The following is a 17,840-nucleotide window of genomic DNA, read 5'->3' on the forward strand; positions in this document are numbered from 1 at the left end:
GCCATCGGGAGCAAGCCCCCTCCCACATTGGGTTCAGTGGTGTGGAATAGATTGCAGCAGCGCTTCGACTTCTTTGAAGCTCGGCCGCGCCAACACCTCGGGCTGACAGCAACGCCCCTGCAAGCCTTCCAGTGCCTGGCGCGTGGCGTCGCTCAAGCCCGTGTCAATCCGCTCCAGCAACTCCCCGAGCAACACCCCGAACGCCCGTACTTCAATGCGTTGCAGCGCCCGGGTTTCCACGGTGTCCGCCGAGGCATGGAACGATGCCGCGCCGAAATCCCCGAGCAAGCAGTCGCCCGCCGCGTTCCACAGAATATTGTGGCCGTACAGGTCGCCATGGGTGATGCCGTGGCGGTGCAGGTGCGCGGCCACCGAGGCGATGCCGCGTGCCATGCGCAATGCCACGGCGAGGCTGAAGCGGGTGGCCGGTTCGTAGATATCGCGGGTGCAGGACGCCAGGCTCGGCAGGGCGGCGAGGTTGCGGTAGCTCGGCTCGATCAGGTCCATCACCAGCGCGGCCTGGTCATCCGGGTGGTCAACCACGCGGCCTTCCACCTTGATCAGGTTGGGATGCAGCCCGGCGGCAATGCACGCCTGCATTTCGTGCAGCGGTGAGCCATCGCTGGTGATGCTGCCTTTATACAACTTGACCGCCACCGGCTTGGCCGAGGGTTGCCAGAGCGCCTTGCGAATCACCCCGGAGGCGCCTTCTCCGAGGACCTCGGCCAGTTCCAGTGCCGACCACGGAATGTCCGGCGTCGCGTCGTCGTCAGCTACGTCTACCGCCATTTCCACCGGGTTGCCGGCGTAGGCCAGCCAGGTCAGGCTGGGCAGTGCCAGGAGCCAGTGCGGCAGGCCGGTGAGGCGGTTGGAGGCGATGCGGATCAGCTCGAGGTTGTGGCAGTTGGCCAGGCTTGGCGGCAGGTGCGCCAGGTGGTTGCCGGCCAGCATCAGTTTTTGCAGCAGCGGCCGCTGGCCCAATTCGTCGGGCAGTTGGCTGATGCAGTTGTCGGTGAGGATCAACCAGCGCAACAGCGGCGGTAGCGCGGCGGCCGGCACGTGGCTGATCCGGTTGGCTTTGAAGCCTATCATGCTCAGCTTTGCGCATTGGCCCAGGCAGGCCGGCAGTTCGGTAAAGGCGTTGTCCGAGCAGAACAGCACGCGCAGGTGCGGCAGGCGATGCAGGTCGTCGGGCAGGCTACTCAGGGCGTTGCCGCTGAGGTTGAGGATTTCCAGGGAGTCGGCCAGTTCGAAGATTTCCCGGGGGAATTCGGTCAGCCCGCAGGACAGGTCCAGGCGCTGGATGCCGGCCAATTGGCCGGCCTTGAGTTGGGCGAGGGTATTCATGAACGGCGCGGTCACTCGGCAAGGGGGGTGTAAAAGGCGCTCATGATAGCGGGTCGGGCGTGTGTTGCGGGTGGACCGCTTGCAATTGGTTCAGGCGACTGGCAGTACGCGCCAGATCGATGGCGTGGCCGCTCAAGGCCTGCTCCAGCGGGTGCGCACCGATCAGGATCAGCTGTTTATCCTGGTCGTAGAGCACGTCCACCAAATTGATAAAGCGCTGTTGCACGGCAATCGGACAGTCTGCCAGGTGCGGCAGCCCGTCGATGATCCAGTGGTCGAAGTCCTGGCACAGCAGCAGGTAATCCATCACCGCCGTGAGTTGTTCGCAGAGGTCAGCGAACGTGAAGGCGATGCGCCGTGCCTGCTGGCTGCGGCAGCGCAACGGGCGGTTGCCGACCCTCAGCACCTGCGCCGGGCAATCCGCTGCCGGCAGCCCGAGCGCGGTGCGCTGCGCCGTTGTGCCTGGCCACACATACTGACCGCTGCTGAAGCGCTGTTCGGCATGGGCCTGGGGCAGGCTGCGGAAGTCCTCGGGCGAGCTGACTTCCAGCACGTCCATACGCGCCGCGATCAGCTCGATCACCGGTTTGAAGCGCTCGTGGTACAGCGGGTTGGGCAATAGCCCTTGCGGCGGGTAATTGGACGTCACCAGCACCAGTACGCGACGTTGGAACAACGCCTTGAACAGGCGATTGATCAGCATTGCATCGCCGATATCGTGGACGTGGAATTCGTCGAAACACAGCACGCGGCAGCCGTCCAGCAGCGCATCAAGGGTCACGGCCAGTGCGTCGTGGTGCTGACGATGGGCGAACATGCCCCGGTGCAGGTGGGCGAAAAAGTCATGGAAATGCACGCGTTGTTTTGCGGCAATCGGCAATGCCTGGAAAAACCCATCCAGCAGCCAACTTTTGCCGCGCCCCACCGGCCCGTGCAAATACAGGCTGCGGGTGGGCTGGCCGGCGAGCAGGTGCCGGGTTTCACGCGCCATCGCGGCAATCGCCTGGGCTTGTGCGGCGCTGAGGGTATAGCCGTGCTGCTCGGCCTTGGTCTGAAAGAACGTCGGGATGGGCGAGTCGTCGTGGGTGTGGTGTTTTTTACCGAGCAAACGACGGATCAGGGAACGCGGCGCCAATGGGAGTCACTCTGTGTGCGGTGGTCGCTCACTTTAGGGCGACAGCTTGGATTTGACCAATAGAGAAGCGCGCCGCCAGCTATCTCGAAACCGCATGGCCGTCGGTTTTTAGAAGCGCAGCAGCGGCGTGGTCGGCTGACCCACCGGGCTGACCATCGCATAGTTGTACCCGCCGCCGGACCAGTACTCGGCCTGCAAGCCATCGGCGCTGCGGCTGCCACGGGGCAGGAAGGCGTTTTCCGGGCCCGGTGGACGGATATAAAAACTGATGTGCCGGCCTTGCAGATCCTCGTACAGCACCATCGCCGCCGCGCCTTGTTCGGTGCTGAGCAAACGCCCGCTGACAGGGCTGAAGCCCGCCTGGCTCAGGTCGGGCAGGCGCTGGGCCTGGTTGAAATAGCGGTCGAGCCAGGCTTGCATGGTGTCGCTGCCCTGGGCGTGATAGTCGGCGGGCAGCACACCGTCCTGGGCAAACAGACGGTAGGCCTGCATGGCATCGGTCATGGGCAGCATGGGCGATTGCGTGGCTTCGCGGGCCTGCCAGCCGCCCAGACCGCCAAGGCTGATCGCTATCAGCAGCAGCGCCGCCGTGGCGAAATGGCGGCGCGACTGCTGCTTGATGCGCTGGCGGATCAGCGCCGGGTCCAGGTTCGGGTTGGCCGGCTGCTGGAGTGCGCCACTCAAGGCGGCGCGCAATACGTGCGCGTCCTGCTGCCAGGCATGGACCTGGGCGGCGACCTCGGGGTGGGCAGCCAAGTAGGTTTCCAGCACGCGCCGATCGCTCTCTGGCAGTTGCTGATCGACGTAGGCATGCAAATCATGTTCGCTGGGGGGCAGGCTGATCATTTGAGTATCCGCAGGGAAGGGCGGCTAATTTCGCCATCGCTGAGTTGACGCAGGGCTTGGCGCGCCCTGGACAGGCGCGACATTACGGTGCCGATGGGCACATCGAGAATCTGCGCGACTTCCTTGTAGCTCAAGCCTTCGACCGACACCCACAACAGCAGGGCGCGCTGTTCGCTGTTGAGCTGGTCGAAGGCTTGCAGGGTCGACTGGGCGATCACCGTGCGTTCGACCGAGGGCTGCACATTATCGCGGCCAGTAAACAACTCAAGCATGCGTGCATAGCGCCGGGTGCGCCGATGGGCATCGAGGAACTGCCGGTAGAGGATCGAGAACAGCCAGGCGCGCAGGTCGCCGTCGACGGTTTTGTCGGCCCAGCGCGTGATCGCCCGTTCCAGGGTCGATTGCACCAGGTCGTCGGCGCTGCTGGCGTTACGGCTCAGGGACACGGCAAAACGCCGCAGCCTGGGGATGAGTTCACGTAACTGTTCGTCGAGTTCATGCATGGGGAATCGAGTCTAGCCGGTTGTATGCAGGTAGACGCTGCTCCCTGTAGGTTATTCCACTCGCGATGAAAAGAAACGTTACGCGTGTCGGTGAGACGTTTCTGTAAATCCTGAGTACCTGTAATCAACGGCTCGCGCCTCAATCCACCCTCGTACCTGCCAGCTATTTTTCGGCAGTCAACCGATGAGGGTGTATCCATGACGTTTTCACCGACCGACAAGCGGCTTTTTTCCCACCCGGTGCTGGCGCATCTGTCTGTCCTGCAGCGAGTCTTGTTCGAGCAATGGGGCTTTGGTCCGTCAACCCCTCCGGGCTACGGCTGTATCCACCACGCCATCGAAGCGCAAGCGGCGCTGGCGCCGCACGCGACGGCGGCGGTGTGGGCGGGACAGCGCATCAGTTACGAACAACTCAACCGCCAAGCCAATCGTTTGGCCGCGCGCCTGGTCGAACAGGGCGTGAAACGCGGCGACACCGTGGCGCTGTTCGTCGAGCGTTCGATCCCCATGGTGGTGGGCCTGTTGGCGGTGTTGAAGGTCGGCGCCGCCTACGTGCCGCAGGACGCCAGAATCGTACCGACCCTGCAACTGGCCATGGTCCTCGAGTCCTTGACCAGCCCGGTGATTCTGACCCTGTCGAACCTGGCGGATCGCATTCCGCCGGACGCCGCCCAGCGCCGCCTGTGCCTGGACAGCTTCCTGGCCGAAGAGCCCTGGATCACCCAGGACAATCATCACGTGTTCGCCGCCGCCGACACCCATGACCTGTGTTTCGTGCTGTTCACCTCCGGCACGACAGGGCGCCCCAACGGCGTGTGTGTCAGTCACCGTAACGTCTGCAACATCCTGCTGACGCAGCCCGGGCGGATGGGCATGGCGCCGGGCCGCAACGTGGGGCAGATCCTCAATATCGGGTTCGACATGGCGGTCTGGGAAATACTCGGTTGCCTGGCCCATGGCGCGACCTTGCTGATTCGCGGCAAAGCCATTGCACAGACCGCTGCACAGTGCCATGTGTTGATTGCAACCCCCTCGATACTGGCGCGCCTCGACCCTCGGCAGTGCCCCGATCTCCAGGTGGTCGCGGTCGCCGGAGAACCCTGTTCCCAGGCCCTGGCCGAGCGTTGGGCCGAGCACTGTACGTTCTACAACGGCTGCGGGCCCACCGAAACCACCATCGTCAACACGTTGCATCGGCATGTGCCTGGCGCGCCATTGACCATCGGCCAGCCGACACCCAACAACAGCGTGTACGTGCTCGACGAACAGGGACGCCCCTGTGAGTTGGGGCAAACCGGGGAAATGTGGGCAGGCGGCGCCGGGGTGACGGCGGGCTACCTGAACAACCGCGCACTGACCCACGAACGCTACCGCCCGGACCCCTTTCTGGGCGGCGATGCCATGATGTTCCGCACGCGCGACCTGGGGCGCTGGACGGCCGACGGGCAACTCGAACACTTGGGGCGCGTCGATGACCAAGTGAAAGTCCGCGGGTTCCGCGTGGAACTGGACGCGGTGTCCACCGCCCTGGAGGCCGGCGATGGCTGCACGCGGGCGGTCACGCTGAAGCTCGACAGCCGCACCTTGGTGGCCTTTGTTTCGCCGGCCAGCGCCGACGTGGCGTCTTGCCGATTGCAGTGCGAGCAACGCCTGGCCTACTACTGCGTGCCGTCACTGATTGACGTGGTGGAGCATTTTCCACTGACCGCCAGGGGCAAGATCGACAAGGCGCTGTTGCTGCAACGGGCGCGCGAAAGGTGGGTGGCATGGCAGGCGTTCGCGCCGCAGGAGTCTGGCCATGCTTGATGCGCTGAGCCAAACCGTGGTGCCACCCAAACCGGCGCTCTGGCGGCGCTGGACGGCGTTGCCGGTGTTTTCCTACTACAACCGCCTGGTGGCGCTGGTGTTGATCAGCAACCTCGCGTTTGCCGTGTTCGGCGTCGGCCTGCCGGGCATCAGCGCCCAGACGTTGTCGGAGCTGGTGCTGATCAACCTGTCGCTGGCCATCCTGATTCGCCAGCAATACCTGATCAATGCGTTGTTCTGGTTGGCGACGCGTGTTCCCGTCACCTGGCCGCTGCGTGTGCGGCGCAGTGCGGCCAAGGTGTACCACTTCGGTGGGCTGCACAGCGGCGCGGCCCTGGCGGCCACGGGTTGGTTCGCGGGGTGGGTCGGTGTGCGGGCCACGGACTATCTGCAGCAGCCGGGCAGTGTTTCGCTCGCCGAGTTGTGGCTCGGCGCTACGTTGCTCGGCGTGTTGCTGTTGATGGTGGTCATGGCTCAACCGCGCATTCGGGGGCGGTTTCACAATGGCTTCGAGCGGGTTCATCGGTTTGCGGGGTGGGCTGCGTTGCTGTTGTTTTGGGGGCTGACGTTGCTGGCGTCCGTCGATAGCTTTGCGAGCCTGCTGCACAGTGGCGCGTTCTGGATGCTGGTGCTGTTGACGCTGAGCATCGCGCTGCCCTGGCTGCGGCTGCGCAAAGTTGCCGTTGAACACACGCGGCCTTCCGGGCATGCGGTAATTACGCGCTTTACCCACACCACGCCTTTTGCCGGTTCGTCGACCGCGATCAGCCGGCATCCGCTGCTGGAGTGGCACTCCTTTGCCAACATCCCCACGCCGGGCCAGGCCGGGTTTCGTCTGACCATCTCCCGCGCCGGCGATTGGACGGGGCGCTTTATCGAGGACTTGCCGAGCCATGTATGGGTCAAGGGCATCACCACTGCCGGCGTGGCCAATGTGGAAACCCTGTTCAAGTCGGTGGTGTACGTCGCCACCGGCAGCGGGATCGGCCCGGTCATGCCGCATTTACTCGCGGCGCGGCTGCCGATCCAACTGATCTGGTCGACCCGCAGCCCGAGAAAGACCTACGGCGACGAATGGGTCGACGAGATCCTGCGCGCCCAGCCCGGCGCGTTGATCTGGGACACCGATGCGCGCGGCAAACCTGACCTGGTGCAGTTGGCCTACGGTGCGGTGCAAGCCTTTGGCGCGGAGGCAGTGATCTGTATCGCCAACCAACGTCTGACGCGACAGGTGGTGCAAGCGCTGGAAGCCCGGGGAATACCCGCCTATGGCGCGATCTGGGATTCCTGAAAAGCGCGTGTTCATTCAACGATATCAATCACTGGAGGTGCCTATGAATGTAGTGATCGAGCGTCATGGCCGGGTGGTCCTGGCCAGGCTCAATCGTCCCCATGTCAAGAACGCGCTGAACTCGGCGCTGATGACGCAGCTGGTTTCCTGTCTGGAGGCCCTCGACCAAGACCCCGAGGTCGGGTGTTTTGTCATCACCGGCGCAGCGGAGTACTTCGCCGCCGGAGCCGATATCAAGGAGATGAGTGGCAAGTCCTATCTGGACATGCTCAACGAGGATTACTTCGTCGGCTGGGAGGCGTTTAGCCGCCTGCGCACGCCGACCATTGCCGCCGTCAACGGTTACGCCTTCGGTGGCGGCTGTGAGCTGGCGCTGATGTGCGACATGATTTTTGCCGCCGATACCGCCACCTTTGCCCAGCCGGAAATCAAGCTCGGCGTGATGCCGGGCATGGGCGCGACCCAGCGCTTGGCAGGCTTGATCGGCAAGGCCAAGACCATGGACCTGGTGCTGACCGGGCGGCCGATGAGCGCTCAGGAGGCTGAACAGGCCGGGCTGGTGTCACGTGTCTATCCGGCGGCGACCTTGCTCGAGCGGACGCTGGCAGTGGCCGCGCAAATCGCCGGTTTTTCTCGCCTGGCCACGCGGGCGGCGCGTGAAGCGGTCGAGCAATCCCTGCAGCTCGGCTTGCACGAGGGCGTGCGGCTGGAACGCCGGCTGTTCCACAGCCTGTTCGCCACGCCTGATCAGCAGGAGGGCATGCGGGCGTTTCTCGACAAGCGAGCGGCCGTGTTTAATCAGGTCTAGGAGGGCGCAGGACGCGGTGCTAGGGCTACTATGAAAAAAACTACAGTGAAGGGGGAATAAACCTACATGGGATTCGTCTCATAGCTCAATTCCCCCTTGGCCACGCGCCCTGGAGCTTTCATGGTAGATCACTCATCACCGCCCCGTCGGCCACTCAGCACGGCCAGCCTGGTGCTCAGGCTGGCGTGTATCGGTGGCGTGGTGGCGGTTGTCGCCGGGGCGTTTGCCTACGTCAACGGCACCTTCGACCCACAACGTCTGCAGCCCAAAACCCTGGTCAATGCCCTGGAAACCAATAACGGCGTACACCCGGGGTTCCGCCGCAACCACGCCAAGGGTGTGTGTGTCGCCGGGTATTTCGAGAGCAGCAGCGAGGCGCGAGCCTACTCGAGTGCTCAGGTATTCAACGCGGCCAAGACCCCGCTGATCGGCCGTTTTGCCTTGCCCAGCGGTAATCCCTACGCGCCGGACAGCAGCGTGCCCATCCGCAGCTTTGCCGTGCAATTCAGCCAGGCCAACGGCCAGCAGTGGCGCACCGGGATGAATAGCATGCCGGTATTCCCGGTGGGCACCCCTGAGGCGTTCTACCAAATGCTCAAGGCCGGCGCGCCCGACCCGGCCACCGGCAAGCCGAACCCGGCGAATATGCCGGCGTTCTTTGCGGCCCATCCCGAGGCCGCGCCGTTCCTGGCGTGGGTCAAGACGGCCAAGCCATCCGCCAGCTATGCGACTGAAACCTATAACGGTATCAATGCGTTTTACCTCGTGGGCGCCGATGGTAAGCGCCAGGCCGTGCGTTGGGGAGTTGTCCCGCAGAGCCTGGATGCTGCGGGGGATACCGCGCCAGCCGGCAGTGATTTCCTGGAAAAAGATCTGATGCAACGCCTGGCTTCAGCACCGTTGCGTTGGCAGTTAAACCTGACCCTGGCCAACCCCGGCGATCCGCTCGACGATGCAAGCAAACCCTGGATCGGCGAGCACACAGTGCTGAACGCCGGCACCCTGGTGCTGCAAAGCAGCCAAGCGCAAGCAGACGGCGATTGCCGCGACATCAACTTTGATCCGCTGATTCTGCCGAGCGGTATCGAAGCCTCGAATGACCCGTTGCTGGCCGCACGTTCGGCCGCTTACGCCAGTTCTTACCTGCGTCGCGCCGCAGAAGTCAGCCCGTTGCACCGCAGCGCTCAGGAGTCGAAGCCATGAATGCCCAACCACGGTTTTTCGCCCCTCTGGCGCGCTTGCTGCACTGGCTGATGGCGCTGATGATCATCGCCATGCTGTTTATCGGCGCGGGGCTGGCGGCCTCGGTTTCCGAACGCCATGAATGGTTGATTCACCTGCACAAGCCGCTGGGCATCGCGATCCTGGCGTTGGTGATCGTTCGCTTGGTGGTGCGTTTCTCTACGCGCCAACCGCCGTTGCCTAGCGATTTGCCGCTGTGGCAAGTGTTGGCGGCCAAAGCGTCCCATCTGGTGCTATATGCCTTGATGCTGGTGTTGCCGCTGCTCGGCTGGGCGATGATTTCGGCGGCGGGCGACCCGGTGATGCTCAGCCGTTCGGTGCAACTGCCGGCGCTGGTGGCGGCCAACGCGCCGTTGTTCGCGTTACTGCGCAAGGCCCATGGCTATCTTGCCTACGTGCTGTTCCTCACGGTGCTGTTGCACCTGGCGGCAGCGCTGTTCCATGGGTTGATTCGCCGTGATGGCGTGCTGCGGAGCATGACGGGCACCCAGGACTGAGGCCCGCGCTCGATGGTTGTGGCGAGTACGCTCGCCGCATTCAGCGCAACAGGCTGACGATATCGGCCACGCTGCTCAATACATCCTTGCCCAACTGCATCGACCGTTTGCCCGACCAGCCGGTGTGCGGGTTGGGGGCGTCGTCGTTGTCCTTGAAGGGCATCTCCAGGGTCAGCGACAGGCAGTCGTATTTCTCACCGACGGCATTGCAGGCCAGGGTCATATTGGCTTCGCCCGGCAGGTCGCGGGTGTAGCCGTGGGTGGTCTGGAAGTCCCGGGTCAAGGCGCTCAGGTGGCTGCGGAAGTGTTTTTCCAGCCCTTCGATACGCGGGGTGTAGCCGGGGTTGCCTTCGCAGGCGGCGGCGAATACGTAGGGGATTTCCTCGTCACCGTGGATATCGAGGAACAGGTCGACGCCATACTTTTCCATTTGCTTCTGGACGAACAACACCTCCGGGCTGATCTCCTGGCTGGCGTTCTGCCAGGCGCGATTGAGGTCCTGGCCCATGGCGTTGGTGCGCAGGTGGCCGTGGAAGGCGCCGTCGGGGTTCATGTTCGGCACCAGGTACAGGTCGGCGACGGCCAACAGCTTTCTCAGCTCGGCATCACCGTCCTGCTGCAGGCGTTCGATGATGCCTTCCATAAACCATTCGGCCATGTGCTCGCCGGGATGCTGCTGGGCGATGATCCACACCTTGCGCCGACCTGCGCCACCTTTGCCACGGCGCAACAATTGGATATCGCGGCCTTCGACACTTTTACCGGTGGCCAGCAGCTGGGTGCCCGCGTGGTTCAGCGCCTGGTCGATGAGCCCGGCGTGGCGCGCGCGGCTGTAGGGTTCGAAGTAGGCAAACCACGCATGCTTCTCGCGGGTTTCCAGGCTGATGTGCAGGGTTTCACCATCGAAGCGCGTAGGCACCCGAAACCAAGTGACATGGTCATACGACGCCACGGCGTTGTAGCCGCTCCAGGCGTGCTTATAGGACGATTGCCCGGCGTTGCTCAGGCGGAAGGTGTGGGTGTGGCCCACATGCATGCCTTCGGCCTTGAAGTGGAACCATTGGAAATGGTGACTGCGGGTATCGGGTTTGATTGCCAGCAACAAGTGATAGGCATCGCTGGCATCCAGCACTTGGATGTTGCCGCTGTCGAAGTCGGTGCTTATCTTGATGGAGGTCAAGGCCACGGTCATAGTCTGGTTGCCTGAGTATGAGTGTTGTGGCGGTTATCTTACACAGAGGTTGGGCAAAATCTGGATGCAAAATTGTTGCGAGAGGAGGGGGGCGTCGTCCTTGACGCCGCTGCAGCTTAGGGTCTATGAGATTGATTCTCAAGCGCTATTTCGCAAAGATCTGAGCTAGAGCGGTCGCCCGGCTTTCTTTCGACGATGGTCTTTTGCTATCATTTGCGTCATCAAGCAACACACAGTCCTCATTAGCCTGAAGCCATGCCAGGGAAACTGGCAAAAAAAAGACCCGGCCAAAGAGCCGGGTCAAAAACCGTGATTAGCCTGATGAGGAGATATTCCAAGAGTCCGACCTAAGGTCTCTTGGCCTATCGACTGATCTCGCGATCAGCTGGCTCCAATAATAATCATTATCATTTGCAAGTCAAATGTTTTTATCCGAGGGATAGGAATATTTTTCTTTCGTGTGGCTCATGGATTGTCCTGAGCGTGCGGCGCCTGCAACGATCGCTCCACCATCGCCTTCGCCATATCAATCAAATACACCACTGAAAATGCCAGGTCACGCTGGTTGCCTTGATGGCTGCTCGCCGATTCGTAGGCCGTGGCGGCCGCGCTGCGCAACAGGTCCGAGGCATGCACCAGGGCTTCCTCCGGGCTGATGCCGGGCTTGATGCTGAAGAAGGCGTCATTCGGGGCCGAGTCGCACATATCTTCTTTCAAATAATAGTCCAGCGCACGTTGAGCGGCACCGCTGCTGCGCATGTCGAGCAGTTCATGGGATTCGGGTTCGCCGGGCAGGCGATAGGGGCTTGTCGTCATAGGTCGGTACTCGGGTTGGGTGTCGAAACGCGGATGCCCGATAATAGTACGTATCGTATTTATGTCGTTTTATGGATTACTACAAACTGTTTATTGCCCTGAAAAATACGCAACGTATTGTCAGGCCCCATGGATAACTGGATAGCGTTGGTCAGGGCCAACATGAAAGACCGCAAGGTCACGCAGGATGAACTGGCCGAACGCCTGGGCATGTCCCAGGGCGGTGTGGGGCATTGGCTGAACAAGCGCCGGGTGCCAAGCCTGGCGGACATGAACCGGGTGCTGGAGGAACTGGGGCTGGGCGACCTGGAAGTTGCGCTGGATATTCGCCAGAAGACCGATGCACTGCCGGCCGGGCTACAACACTACAACCCGTATTTTCGCTACCCGGTCAGTGACTGGAAAGGTGTGTGCGAACTTCGCGAAGAGCGCCCGGCCTACGGCGCGGCACGCTTTGAACTGACGGATTATCACGCCCAGGGCGAGGCTTACTGGCTGCCCGTGGTCGGCGATGCCATGACCGCGCCCAGTGGCCTGAGCATCGGTGACGGCATGATCATCCTGGTGGACCCGGCCATCGACGCCGAACCCGGCAAGCTGGTGGTCGCGCAGTGTGCGCAGAGCACGCAGGCGACCTTTCGCCAATTGCGCGAAGAGAGCGGCCAGCTGTACCTGGTGCCGCTCAATCCGACTTACCCCAAGCGGCTGTTCAGCGACGATTGCCGCATCCTCGGCGTCGTCGTGCAGGCTACGGCGAAGTTCTAGTCCGCTGTTTCAAGCTCCACCAGCGCGCAACCTTCGGCAACCATTTCGCCTTCCTGGCAGAACAGTGCCTTGACCACGCCGGCCTGGGGTGCGCGGATGCTGTGCTCCATCTTCATCGCCTCCAGCACCACCAATTGCGTGCCGGCTTCGACGGTCTGGCCGACGTCCACCAGCACACGCACGATGCTGCCGTTCATCGGTGCGGTGAGGCCGCCTTGGTGGGATTGGTTGGCCTCGACCGCCGCAATCGGATCGAACAGGCTGATGGCATGCATTTCGCCATCCCAGCGCAGGAACAGCGTGCTGGCGCTGCGCACCGCCAGATGGGCGCGGCGTATCCCCTGGTGTTCGATCAGCAGCTGTTCGCCTTGCAGTCGCGGCGCGTGCTGCGCCAACGTCACCAGGCGATCCTGACCGTTGCAGCTCAAGTGCAGCGAGACTTCGGCGGGCAGCCCCGCGCGAAAGCCACGGGTGTCCGCCCATGGCCCGTCACCCGCTGGCAGGCTCTGCATGAAGGCCGAACCTGCGGCCTGCCAGAACGCGTCGCTCAATGCGCCAGGCACCGGCAGCAGCTCGTCCTGATAGCGCGGAATAAACCCAGTATCCAGCTCAGCGGCGGCAAACGCCGGATGACCGATGATGCGTCGCACAAAGCCCAGGTTGGTCTTGAGCCCGCCGACGGCGAACTCGTCGAGCATGCTCAACAGGCGCAGCCGCGCTTGTTCGCGGTCCTCGCCCCAGGCGATCAGTTTGCCGAGCATCGGGTCGTAGAAGGGCGAAACGCTGTCGCCTTGCTCGACACCGCTGTCCACCCGACGGCCCGGGCCGGGCGCGGACTCACGGTACAGCGTCAGGTGGCCGGTGGCGGGGAGGAAATCATTGGCCGGGTCTTCGGCATACAAGCGTACCTCGATCGCATGCCCGATCAACGGCACCTGCGCCTGGGTGATCGGCAGCGCTTCGCCCTGGGCCACGCGAATCTGCCAGGCTACCAGGTCGAGGCCGGTAATCGCCTCGGTCACCGGGTGCTCCACCTGCAGCCGCGTGTTCATCTCCATAAAGAAAAATTCGCCCCGGGCATCCAGCAAAAACTCCACCGTGCCCGCGCCCACATAACCAATGGCCTGGGCCGCACGCACTGCGGATTCGCCCATCGCCCGGCGTTGTTCGGCACTCAAGCCGGGCGCCGGGGCCTCCTCGACGACCTTTTGGTGGCGCCGCTGGATCGAACAGTCGCGCTCATTGAGGTACAGGCAGTGCCCATGCTGATCGGCAAACACCTGGATCTCCACATGGCGCGGCTTGAGCAAGTACTTCTCCACCAGCATCTGCGCGTTGCCGAACGACGACAACGCCTCACGCTGGGCGGAGGCCAGGGCTTCGGCCAGTTGGCTGACGTCCTCGACCACCTTCATGCCCTTGCCGCCGCCCCCGGCCGTGGCCTTGAGCAGCACCGGGTAGCCGATACGCGCACAGGCGGTGCGGAAAGTTTCCAGGTCCTGAGCCTCGCCGTGGTAGCCCGGCACCAGCGGCACGCCGGCGGTTTCCATCAGGGCCTTGGCCGCCGATTTGCTGCCCATGGCGTCGATCGCCGAGGCGGGCGGGCCGAGAAAGATCAACCCGGCCGCCTCGACGGCGCGAGCGAAACCGGCGTTTTCGGAAAGGAAGCCGTACCCCGGATGAATCGCCTGGGCGCCGCTGGCCTGGGCGGCGGCGATCAGTTTGTCGATTTGCAGGTAGCTGTCGCTCGCTTTGCTGCCGCCGAGGTCGACGCGGATATCGGCTTCGCGGCTATGGCGCGCATCGCGATCGGTGGCGCTGTGTACCGCCACGGTGGTCAACCCCATCGCCTTGGCGGTGCGCATCACACGGCAGGCAATTTCGCCACGGTTGGCCACCAGCAAGCTGGTCAGTGTGTTCATGCGCGTGGCTCCTGCGACTGCCAACTGGGCGGGCGTTTTTGCAGGAACGCGCGCAAACCTTCCTGGCCTTCGGCGCTGACGCGAATTCGTGCGATGGCATTTTCGCAATAGCGCCGCAGCGCCGGGGTAAGGGCGCCGTTACCGACTTCGCGCAGCAAGTCCTTGCTCGCACGCATCGCCGCCGGGCTGTTTTGCAGGAGGTTGGCAATCCATTGGTCCACCTGTTGATCCAGGGTTTCGGCCGGATAGCTTTCGGCCAGCAGGCCGAGGTCGCGCGCGCGCTCGCCGCCAAAGCGCTCCGCGGTCAGCGCATAACGACGCGCGGCGCGCTCCCCAATGGCTTGCACCACAAACGGGCTGATCACGGCGGGCGCCAAACCAATGCGCACTTCTGACAGGCAGAACTGTGCCTCATCCGCCCCAATCGCCATGTCGCAGCAACTGATCAGGCCCAGCGCGCCACCGTAGGCGGCGCCTTGCACCACCGCCAGGGTCGGGATTTTCAGCTTGGCCAGGTTGTACATCAGCTCCGCCAGTTCGCGGGCGTCGTCAAGGTTGGTGGCGTAATCCAGTTCGGCCGATTGCTGCATCCAGGCCAGGTCGGCGCCGGCGCTGAAGTGTTTGCCGCGCCCGCGCAGGACCAGAAAGCGCAGCGACGCATCGCCCTGCACGTGGTCGAGGGCGAGGATCAGTTCGCGGATCATCTGGGCGTTGAACGCGTTGTGCTTGGCTTCACGACTGAGCCACAGCGTGGCGAAACCACGGCTGTCGGTGATCAGTTCGAGGGTGTTGAAATCGTTCATGGGGTACAGCTCCATTTACATGCGGAACACGCCGAAGCGGCTCGGCTCGATGGGGGCGTTCAGCGCGGCAGACAGGGCCAGGGCTAGTACGTCGCGGGTCTGCAACGGGTCGATGACGCCGTCATCCCACAGGCGTGCGCTGGAATAATAGGGGTGACCCTGGGTTTCGTACTGGTCGAGGATCGGCTGCTTGATCGCCGCTTCCTCATCGGCACTGAACCCGTTGCCGGCGCGTTCGGCCTGCTCGCGCTTGACCTGCACCAGCACGCCGGCCGCCTGTTCGGCGCCCATCACGCCGATGCGCGCGTTGGGCCACATCCACAAAAAGCGCGGGTCGTAGGCGCGGCCGCACATGCCGTAGTTACCGGCGCCAAAGCTGCCGCCGATGATCACGGTGAATTTCGGTACTTTGGCGCAGGCCACCGCTGTGACCAGCTTGGCGCCGTGCTTGGCGATGCCGCCGGCTTCGTACTTCTGGCCGACCATAAAACCGGTGATGTTTTGCAGGAACAACAAAGGAATCCCACGCTGACAGGCGAGCTCGATAAAGTGCGCACCTTTTTGTGCGGCTTCGGCGAACAGAATCCCGTTGTTGGCCAGGATCGCTATCGGGTAGCCGTGCAAGTGCGCAAAACCACAGACCAGTGTGGTGCCGAACAGCGCTTTGAACTCATCGAATACCGAGCCGTCCACCAGCCGCGCAATCACTTCGCGCACATCGAACGGCTGCTTGGCATCCGCCGGAATCACGCCGTACAACTCTTCGCTGCTGTACAGCGGCGCCACCGGTGTGCGTTGCAGCAACTGGCCCTGTTTGCGCCAGTTGAGGTTGGCCACGCTGCGCCGTGCCAGGGCCAGGGCGTGTTCATCGCTGTCGGCATAGTGGTCGGCCACGCCGGAGATCTTGCAATGTACATCGGCACCGCCGAGGTCTTCGGCGCTGACCACCTCGCCAGTGGCGGCTTTCACCAGCGGCGGGCCCGCGAGGAAGATGGTGGCTTGCTGGCGTACCATGATCGCTTCGTCCGCCATCGCCGGCACATAGGCACCGCCAGCGGTACACGAGCCCATCACCACGGCAATCTGCGGGATACCCTGGGCGCTCATGTTGGCCTGGTTGAAGAAGATCCGCCCGAAGTGCTCGCGGTCCGGGAATACCTCATCCTGGCGTGGCAGGTTGGCGCCGCCGGAATCCACCAGGTAGATGCACGGCAGGCGGTTCTGTTCGGCGATGGTCTGGGCGCGCAGGTGTTTCTTGACCGTCAGCGGGTAGTAGGAACCGCCTTTCACCGTGGCGTCGTTGGCGACGATCATGCATTCGACGCCTTCGACCCGGCCGATCCCGACAATCACCCCGGCCGCAGGCACGTCTTCGCCATACACCTGGTGGGCGGCCAGCTGGCTGAGTTCCAGGAACGGCGAGCCCGGGTCGAGCAAGCGGTTGATCCGCTCACGTGGCAGCAGTTTGCCACGCGAGGTGTGACGCTCCTGAGCCTTGGCGCCGCCGCCTTGCTGCACCTGGGCGAGCAGGGTGTGCAGGGCGTCGACCTGTTGGCGCATCGCCGCGCTGTTGGCGGCAAATTCCGCCGAGCGCGGGTTGAGCTGGGTGTGCAAGGTGGCCATGACGCGCTCCTTCAGCGGGTTTCGTTGAAGAGTTCGCGACCGATCAACATGCGTCGGATCTCACTGGTGCCGGCACCGATTTCGTACAGCTTGGCGTCACGCAGCAGGCGTCCGGCGGGGAATTCATTGATGTAGCCATTGCCGCCCAGGATCTGGATCGCGTCGAGGGCCATTTGTGTGGCGCGTTCGGCGCTGTAGAGGATCACCCCGGCCGCGTCCTTGCGCGTGGTTTCACCGCGCTCGCAGGCCTGGGCCACCGCGTACAGGTAGGCGCGGCTGGCGTTGAGCTGGGTGTACATGTCGGCGACTTTGCCTTGGATCAGTTGGAATTCGCCGATGCTCTGGCCGAACTGCTTGCGGTCATGGATGTAGGGAACGATCAGGTCCATGCACGCTTGCATGATCCCGGTCGGGCCGCCGGACAGTACGACGCGCTCGTAGTCCAGGCCGCTCATCAGCACTTTGACGCCGCCGTTGAGTACACCGAGGATATTTTCTTCGGGCACTTCCACGTCATCGAAGAACAACTCGCAGGTGTTGGAACCGCGCATGCCGAGCTTGTCGAACTTGTTGCTGCGGCTGAAGCCTTTCCAGTCGCGCTCGACGATAAACGCCGTGATGCCGTGGGGGCCTTTCTCCAGGTCGGTCTTGGCGTAGATCACGTAGGTGTTGGCGTCGGGGCCGTTGGTGATCCAGGTCTTGCTGCCGTTGAGCACGTAGCGGTCGCCGCGCTTGTCGGCGCGCAGTTTCATCGAGACCACGTCGGAGCCGGCATTCGGCTCGCTCATGGCCAGGGCGCCAACGTGTTCGCCACTGATCAACTTGGGCAGGTACTTGAGTTTCTGTTCATGGTTGCCGTTGCGGTTGATCTGGTTCACGCAGAGGTTGGAGTGGGCCCCGTAGGACAACGCCACCGACGCCGAACCCCGGCTGATTTCTTCCATGGCCACCACATGGGCCAGGTAACCCAGGCCGGCACCGCCGTATTCTTCTGCCACGGTAATGCCCAGCAGGCCCATGTCACCGAACTTGCGCCACAGGTCGGCGGGGAACAGGTTGTCGATGTCGATTTGTGCCGCGCGGGGAGAAATCTCCTTGGCCACGAAGGACTGCACGTGGTCGCGCAGCATGTCGATGGTTTCGCCGAGGGCGAAGTTCAGGGAGGGATAACTCATGGAAGGCACCTTTATTGAGCTTTGTTGTTGTGGGGTGACGGCGCCGGGGGAGGGGCGCTCACCTTTACG

16 protein-coding genes are annotated in these 17,840 nt (G+C 63.2%); 6 read left to right on the forward strand and 10 right to left on the reverse strand.

Translation table 11 applies throughout. The features are described 5' to 3' along the window. Positions 1–33: 33 nt before the first annotated feature. The 4 genes from ACP7CJ_RS22945 to ACP7CJ_RS22960 form a co-directional block, all read right to left on the reverse strand. The gene (locus tag ACP7CJ_RS22945; protein WP_276193599.1) at positions 34–1,347 is read right to left on the reverse strand and encodes a protein kinase; all 1,314 of its coding nucleotides are present in this window, start codon (positions 1,345–1,347) and stop codon (positions 34–36) included. Between the two features lie 40 nt (positions 1,348–1,387). After that, the gene (gene zapE / locus ACP7CJ_RS22950; RefSeq protein ID WP_426102124.1) at positions 1,388–2,482 is read right to left on the reverse strand and encodes a cell division protein ZapE; all 1,095 of its coding nucleotides are present in this window, start codon (positions 2,480–2,482) and stop codon (positions 1,388–1,390) included. Between the two features lie 108 nt (positions 2,483–2,590). Further along, positions 2,591–3,328, reverse strand: a complete 738-nt coding sequence (locus ACP7CJ_RS22955; protein ID WP_426102126.1) for an anti-sigma factor family protein — start codon at positions 3,326–3,328, stop codon at positions 2,591–2,593. After that, positions 3,325–3,831, reverse strand: coding sequence for a sigma-70 family RNA polymerase sigma factor (locus ACP7CJ_RS22960; protein ID WP_426102128.1), 507 nt, complete (start codon positions 3,829–3,831; stop codon positions 3,325–3,327). The genes ACP7CJ_RS22955 and ACP7CJ_RS22960 overlap by 4 nt, the downstream gene beginning before the upstream one ends. Positions 3,832–4,029: 198 nt before the next feature. On the opposite strand from ACP7CJ_RS22960, the gene ACP7CJ_RS22965 reads away from it, so the two are divergent. The 5 genes from ACP7CJ_RS22965 to ACP7CJ_RS22985 all read left to right on the forward strand — a co-directional run bounded on the left by ACP7CJ_RS22965 (position 4,030) and on the right by ACP7CJ_RS22985 (position 9,475). Continuing rightward, positions 4,030–5,637, forward strand: a complete 1,608-nt coding sequence (locus tag ACP7CJ_RS22965; RefSeq protein WP_426102130.1) for an amino acid adenylation domain-containing protein — start codon at positions 4,030–4,032, stop codon at positions 5,635–5,637. Next, positions 5,630–6,928, forward strand: coding sequence for a hypothetical protein (locus tag ACP7CJ_RS22970; RefSeq protein ID WP_426102132.1), 1,299 nt, complete (start codon positions 5,630–5,632; stop codon positions 6,926–6,928). The genes ACP7CJ_RS22965 and ACP7CJ_RS22970 overlap by 8 nt, the downstream gene beginning before the upstream one ends. 43 nt (positions 6,929–6,971) lie before the next feature. Beyond that, entirely contained in the window at positions 6,972–7,736 is a 765-nt protein-coding gene (locus ACP7CJ_RS22975) for an enoyl-CoA hydratase-related protein (protein ID WP_426102134.1), read from the forward strand. A 120-nt stretch (positions 7,737–7,856) separates the two neighbouring features. Then, entirely contained in the window at positions 7,857–8,939 is a 1,083-nt protein-coding gene (locus tag ACP7CJ_RS22980) for a catalase family peroxidase (protein WP_426102136.1), read from the forward strand. Next, entirely contained in the window at positions 8,936–9,475 is a 540-nt protein-coding gene (locus ACP7CJ_RS22985) for a cytochrome b (protein ID WP_426102138.1), read from the forward strand. Before ACP7CJ_RS22980 ends, ACP7CJ_RS22985 begins: the two co-directional genes overlap by 4 nt. A 40-nt stretch (positions 9,476–9,515) precedes the next feature. On the opposite strand, the gene ACP7CJ_RS22990 is transcribed toward ACP7CJ_RS22985, so the two are convergent. Beyond that, positions 9,516–10,667, reverse strand: coding sequence for a M14 family metallopeptidase (locus ACP7CJ_RS22990; RefSeq protein WP_426102140.1), 1,152 nt, complete (start codon positions 10,665–10,667; stop codon positions 9,516–9,518). Between the two features lie 465 nt (positions 10,668–11,132). Continuing rightward, positions 11,133–11,483 (reverse strand): DUF6124 family protein, encoded by a 351-nt coding sequence (locus ACP7CJ_RS22995; protein WP_276193593.1) that lies wholly within the window; start codon positions 11,481–11,483, stop codon positions 11,133–11,135. Between the two features lie 129 nt (positions 11,484–11,612). Here ACP7CJ_RS22995 and ACP7CJ_RS23000 point away from each other — a divergent pair, with 129 nt between their 5' ends. Beyond that, positions 11,613–12,248 (forward strand): LexA family protein, encoded by a 636-nt coding sequence (locus ACP7CJ_RS23000; RefSeq protein ID WP_426102142.1) that lies wholly within the window; start codon positions 11,613–11,615, stop codon positions 12,246–12,248. Here ACP7CJ_RS23000 and ACP7CJ_RS23005 read toward each other — a convergent pair. The 4 genes from ACP7CJ_RS23005 to ACP7CJ_RS23020 are packed head-to-tail and all read right to left on the reverse strand — an operon-like array spanning position 12,245 to position 17,771. Beyond that, positions 12,245–14,170 (reverse strand): acetyl/propionyl/methylcrotonyl-CoA carboxylase subunit alpha, encoded by a 1,926-nt coding sequence (locus tag ACP7CJ_RS23005; protein WP_426102144.1) that lies wholly within the window; start codon positions 14,168–14,170, stop codon positions 12,245–12,247. The genes ACP7CJ_RS23000 and ACP7CJ_RS23005 overlap by 4 nt on opposite strands. Beyond that, positions 14,167–14,973, reverse strand: a complete 807-nt coding sequence (locus ACP7CJ_RS23010) for a gamma-carboxygeranoyl-CoA hydratase (protein ID WP_426102146.1) — start codon at positions 14,971–14,973, stop codon at positions 14,167–14,169. The genes ACP7CJ_RS23005 and ACP7CJ_RS23010 overlap by 4 nt, the downstream gene beginning before the upstream one ends. A gap of 15 nt (positions 14,974–14,988) precedes the next feature. Continuing rightward, complete coding sequence (locus ACP7CJ_RS23015; protein ID WP_426102147.1) at positions 14,989–16,596, reverse strand: carboxyl transferase domain-containing protein; 1,608 nt, start codon at positions 16,594–16,596, stop codon at positions 14,989–14,991. A gap of 11 nt (positions 16,597–16,607) precedes the next feature. After that, complete coding sequence (locus ACP7CJ_RS23020; protein WP_276193588.1) at positions 16,608–17,771, reverse strand: isovaleryl-CoA dehydrogenase; 1,164 nt, start codon at positions 17,769–17,771, stop codon at positions 16,608–16,610. Between the last annotated feature and the right edge of the window lie 69 nt (positions 17,772–17,840).

Source organism: Pseudomonas sp. PSPC3-2 (assembly GCF_049897085.1).
GTDB lineage: Bacteria > Pseudomonadota > Gammaproteobacteria > Pseudomonadales > Pseudomonadaceae > Aquipseudomonas > Aquipseudomonas paraveronii.

Coding starts and splice junctions, on each gene's coding strand:
- ACP7CJ_RS22945 (WP_276193599.1), bottom strand. CDS start 1,347: ATGAATACCCTCGCCCAACTCAAGGCCGGCCAATTGGCCGGCATCCAG.
- ACP7CJ_RS22955 (WP_426102126.1), bottom strand. CDS start 3,328: ATGATCAGCCTGCCCCCCAGCGAACATGATTTGCATGCCTACGTCGAT.
- ACP7CJ_RS22960 (WP_426102128.1), bottom strand. CDS start 3,831: ATGCATGAACTCGACGAACAGTTACGTGAACTCATCCCCAGGCTGCGG.
- ACP7CJ_RS22965 (WP_426102130.1), top strand. CDS start 4,030: ATGACGTTTTCACCGACCGACAAGCGGCTTTTTTCCCACCCGGTGCTG.
- ACP7CJ_RS22970 (WP_426102132.1), top strand. CDS start 5,630: ATGCTTGATGCGCTGAGCCAAACCGTGGTGCCACCCAAACCGGCGCTC.
- ACP7CJ_RS22975 (WP_426102134.1), top strand. CDS start 6,972: ATGAATGTAGTGATCGAGCGTCATGGCCGGGTGGTCCTGGCCAGGCTC.
- ACP7CJ_RS22980 (WP_426102136.1), top strand. CDS start 7,857: ATGGTAGATCACTCATCACCGCCCCGTCGGCCACTCAGCACGGCCAGC.
- ACP7CJ_RS22985 (WP_426102138.1), top strand. CDS start 8,936: ATGAATGCCCAACCACGGTTTTTCGCCCCTCTGGCGCGCTTGCTGCAC.
- ACP7CJ_RS22990 (WP_426102140.1), bottom strand. CDS start 10,667: ATGACCGTGGCCTTGACCTCCATCAAGATAAGCACCGACTTCGACAGC.
- ACP7CJ_RS22995 (WP_276193593.1), bottom strand. CDS start 11,483: ATGACGACAAGCCCCTATCGCCTGCCCGGCGAACCCGAATCCCATGAA.
- ACP7CJ_RS23000 (WP_426102142.1), top strand. CDS start 11,613: ATGGATAACTGGATAGCGTTGGTCAGGGCCAACATGAAAGACCGCAAG.
- ACP7CJ_RS23005 (WP_426102144.1), bottom strand. CDS start 14,170: ATGAACACACTGACCAGCTTGCTGGTGGCCAACCGTGGCGAAATTGCC.
- ACP7CJ_RS23010 (WP_426102146.1), bottom strand. CDS start 14,973: ATGAACGATTTCAACACCCTCGAACTGATCACCGACAGCCGTGGTTTC.
- ACP7CJ_RS23015 (WP_426102147.1), bottom strand. CDS start 16,596: ATGGCCACCTTGCACACCCAGCTCAACCCGCGCTCGGCGGAATTTGCC.
- ACP7CJ_RS23020 (WP_276193588.1), bottom strand. CDS start 17,771: ATGAGTTATCCCTCCCTGAACTTCGCCCTCGGCGAAACCATCGACATG.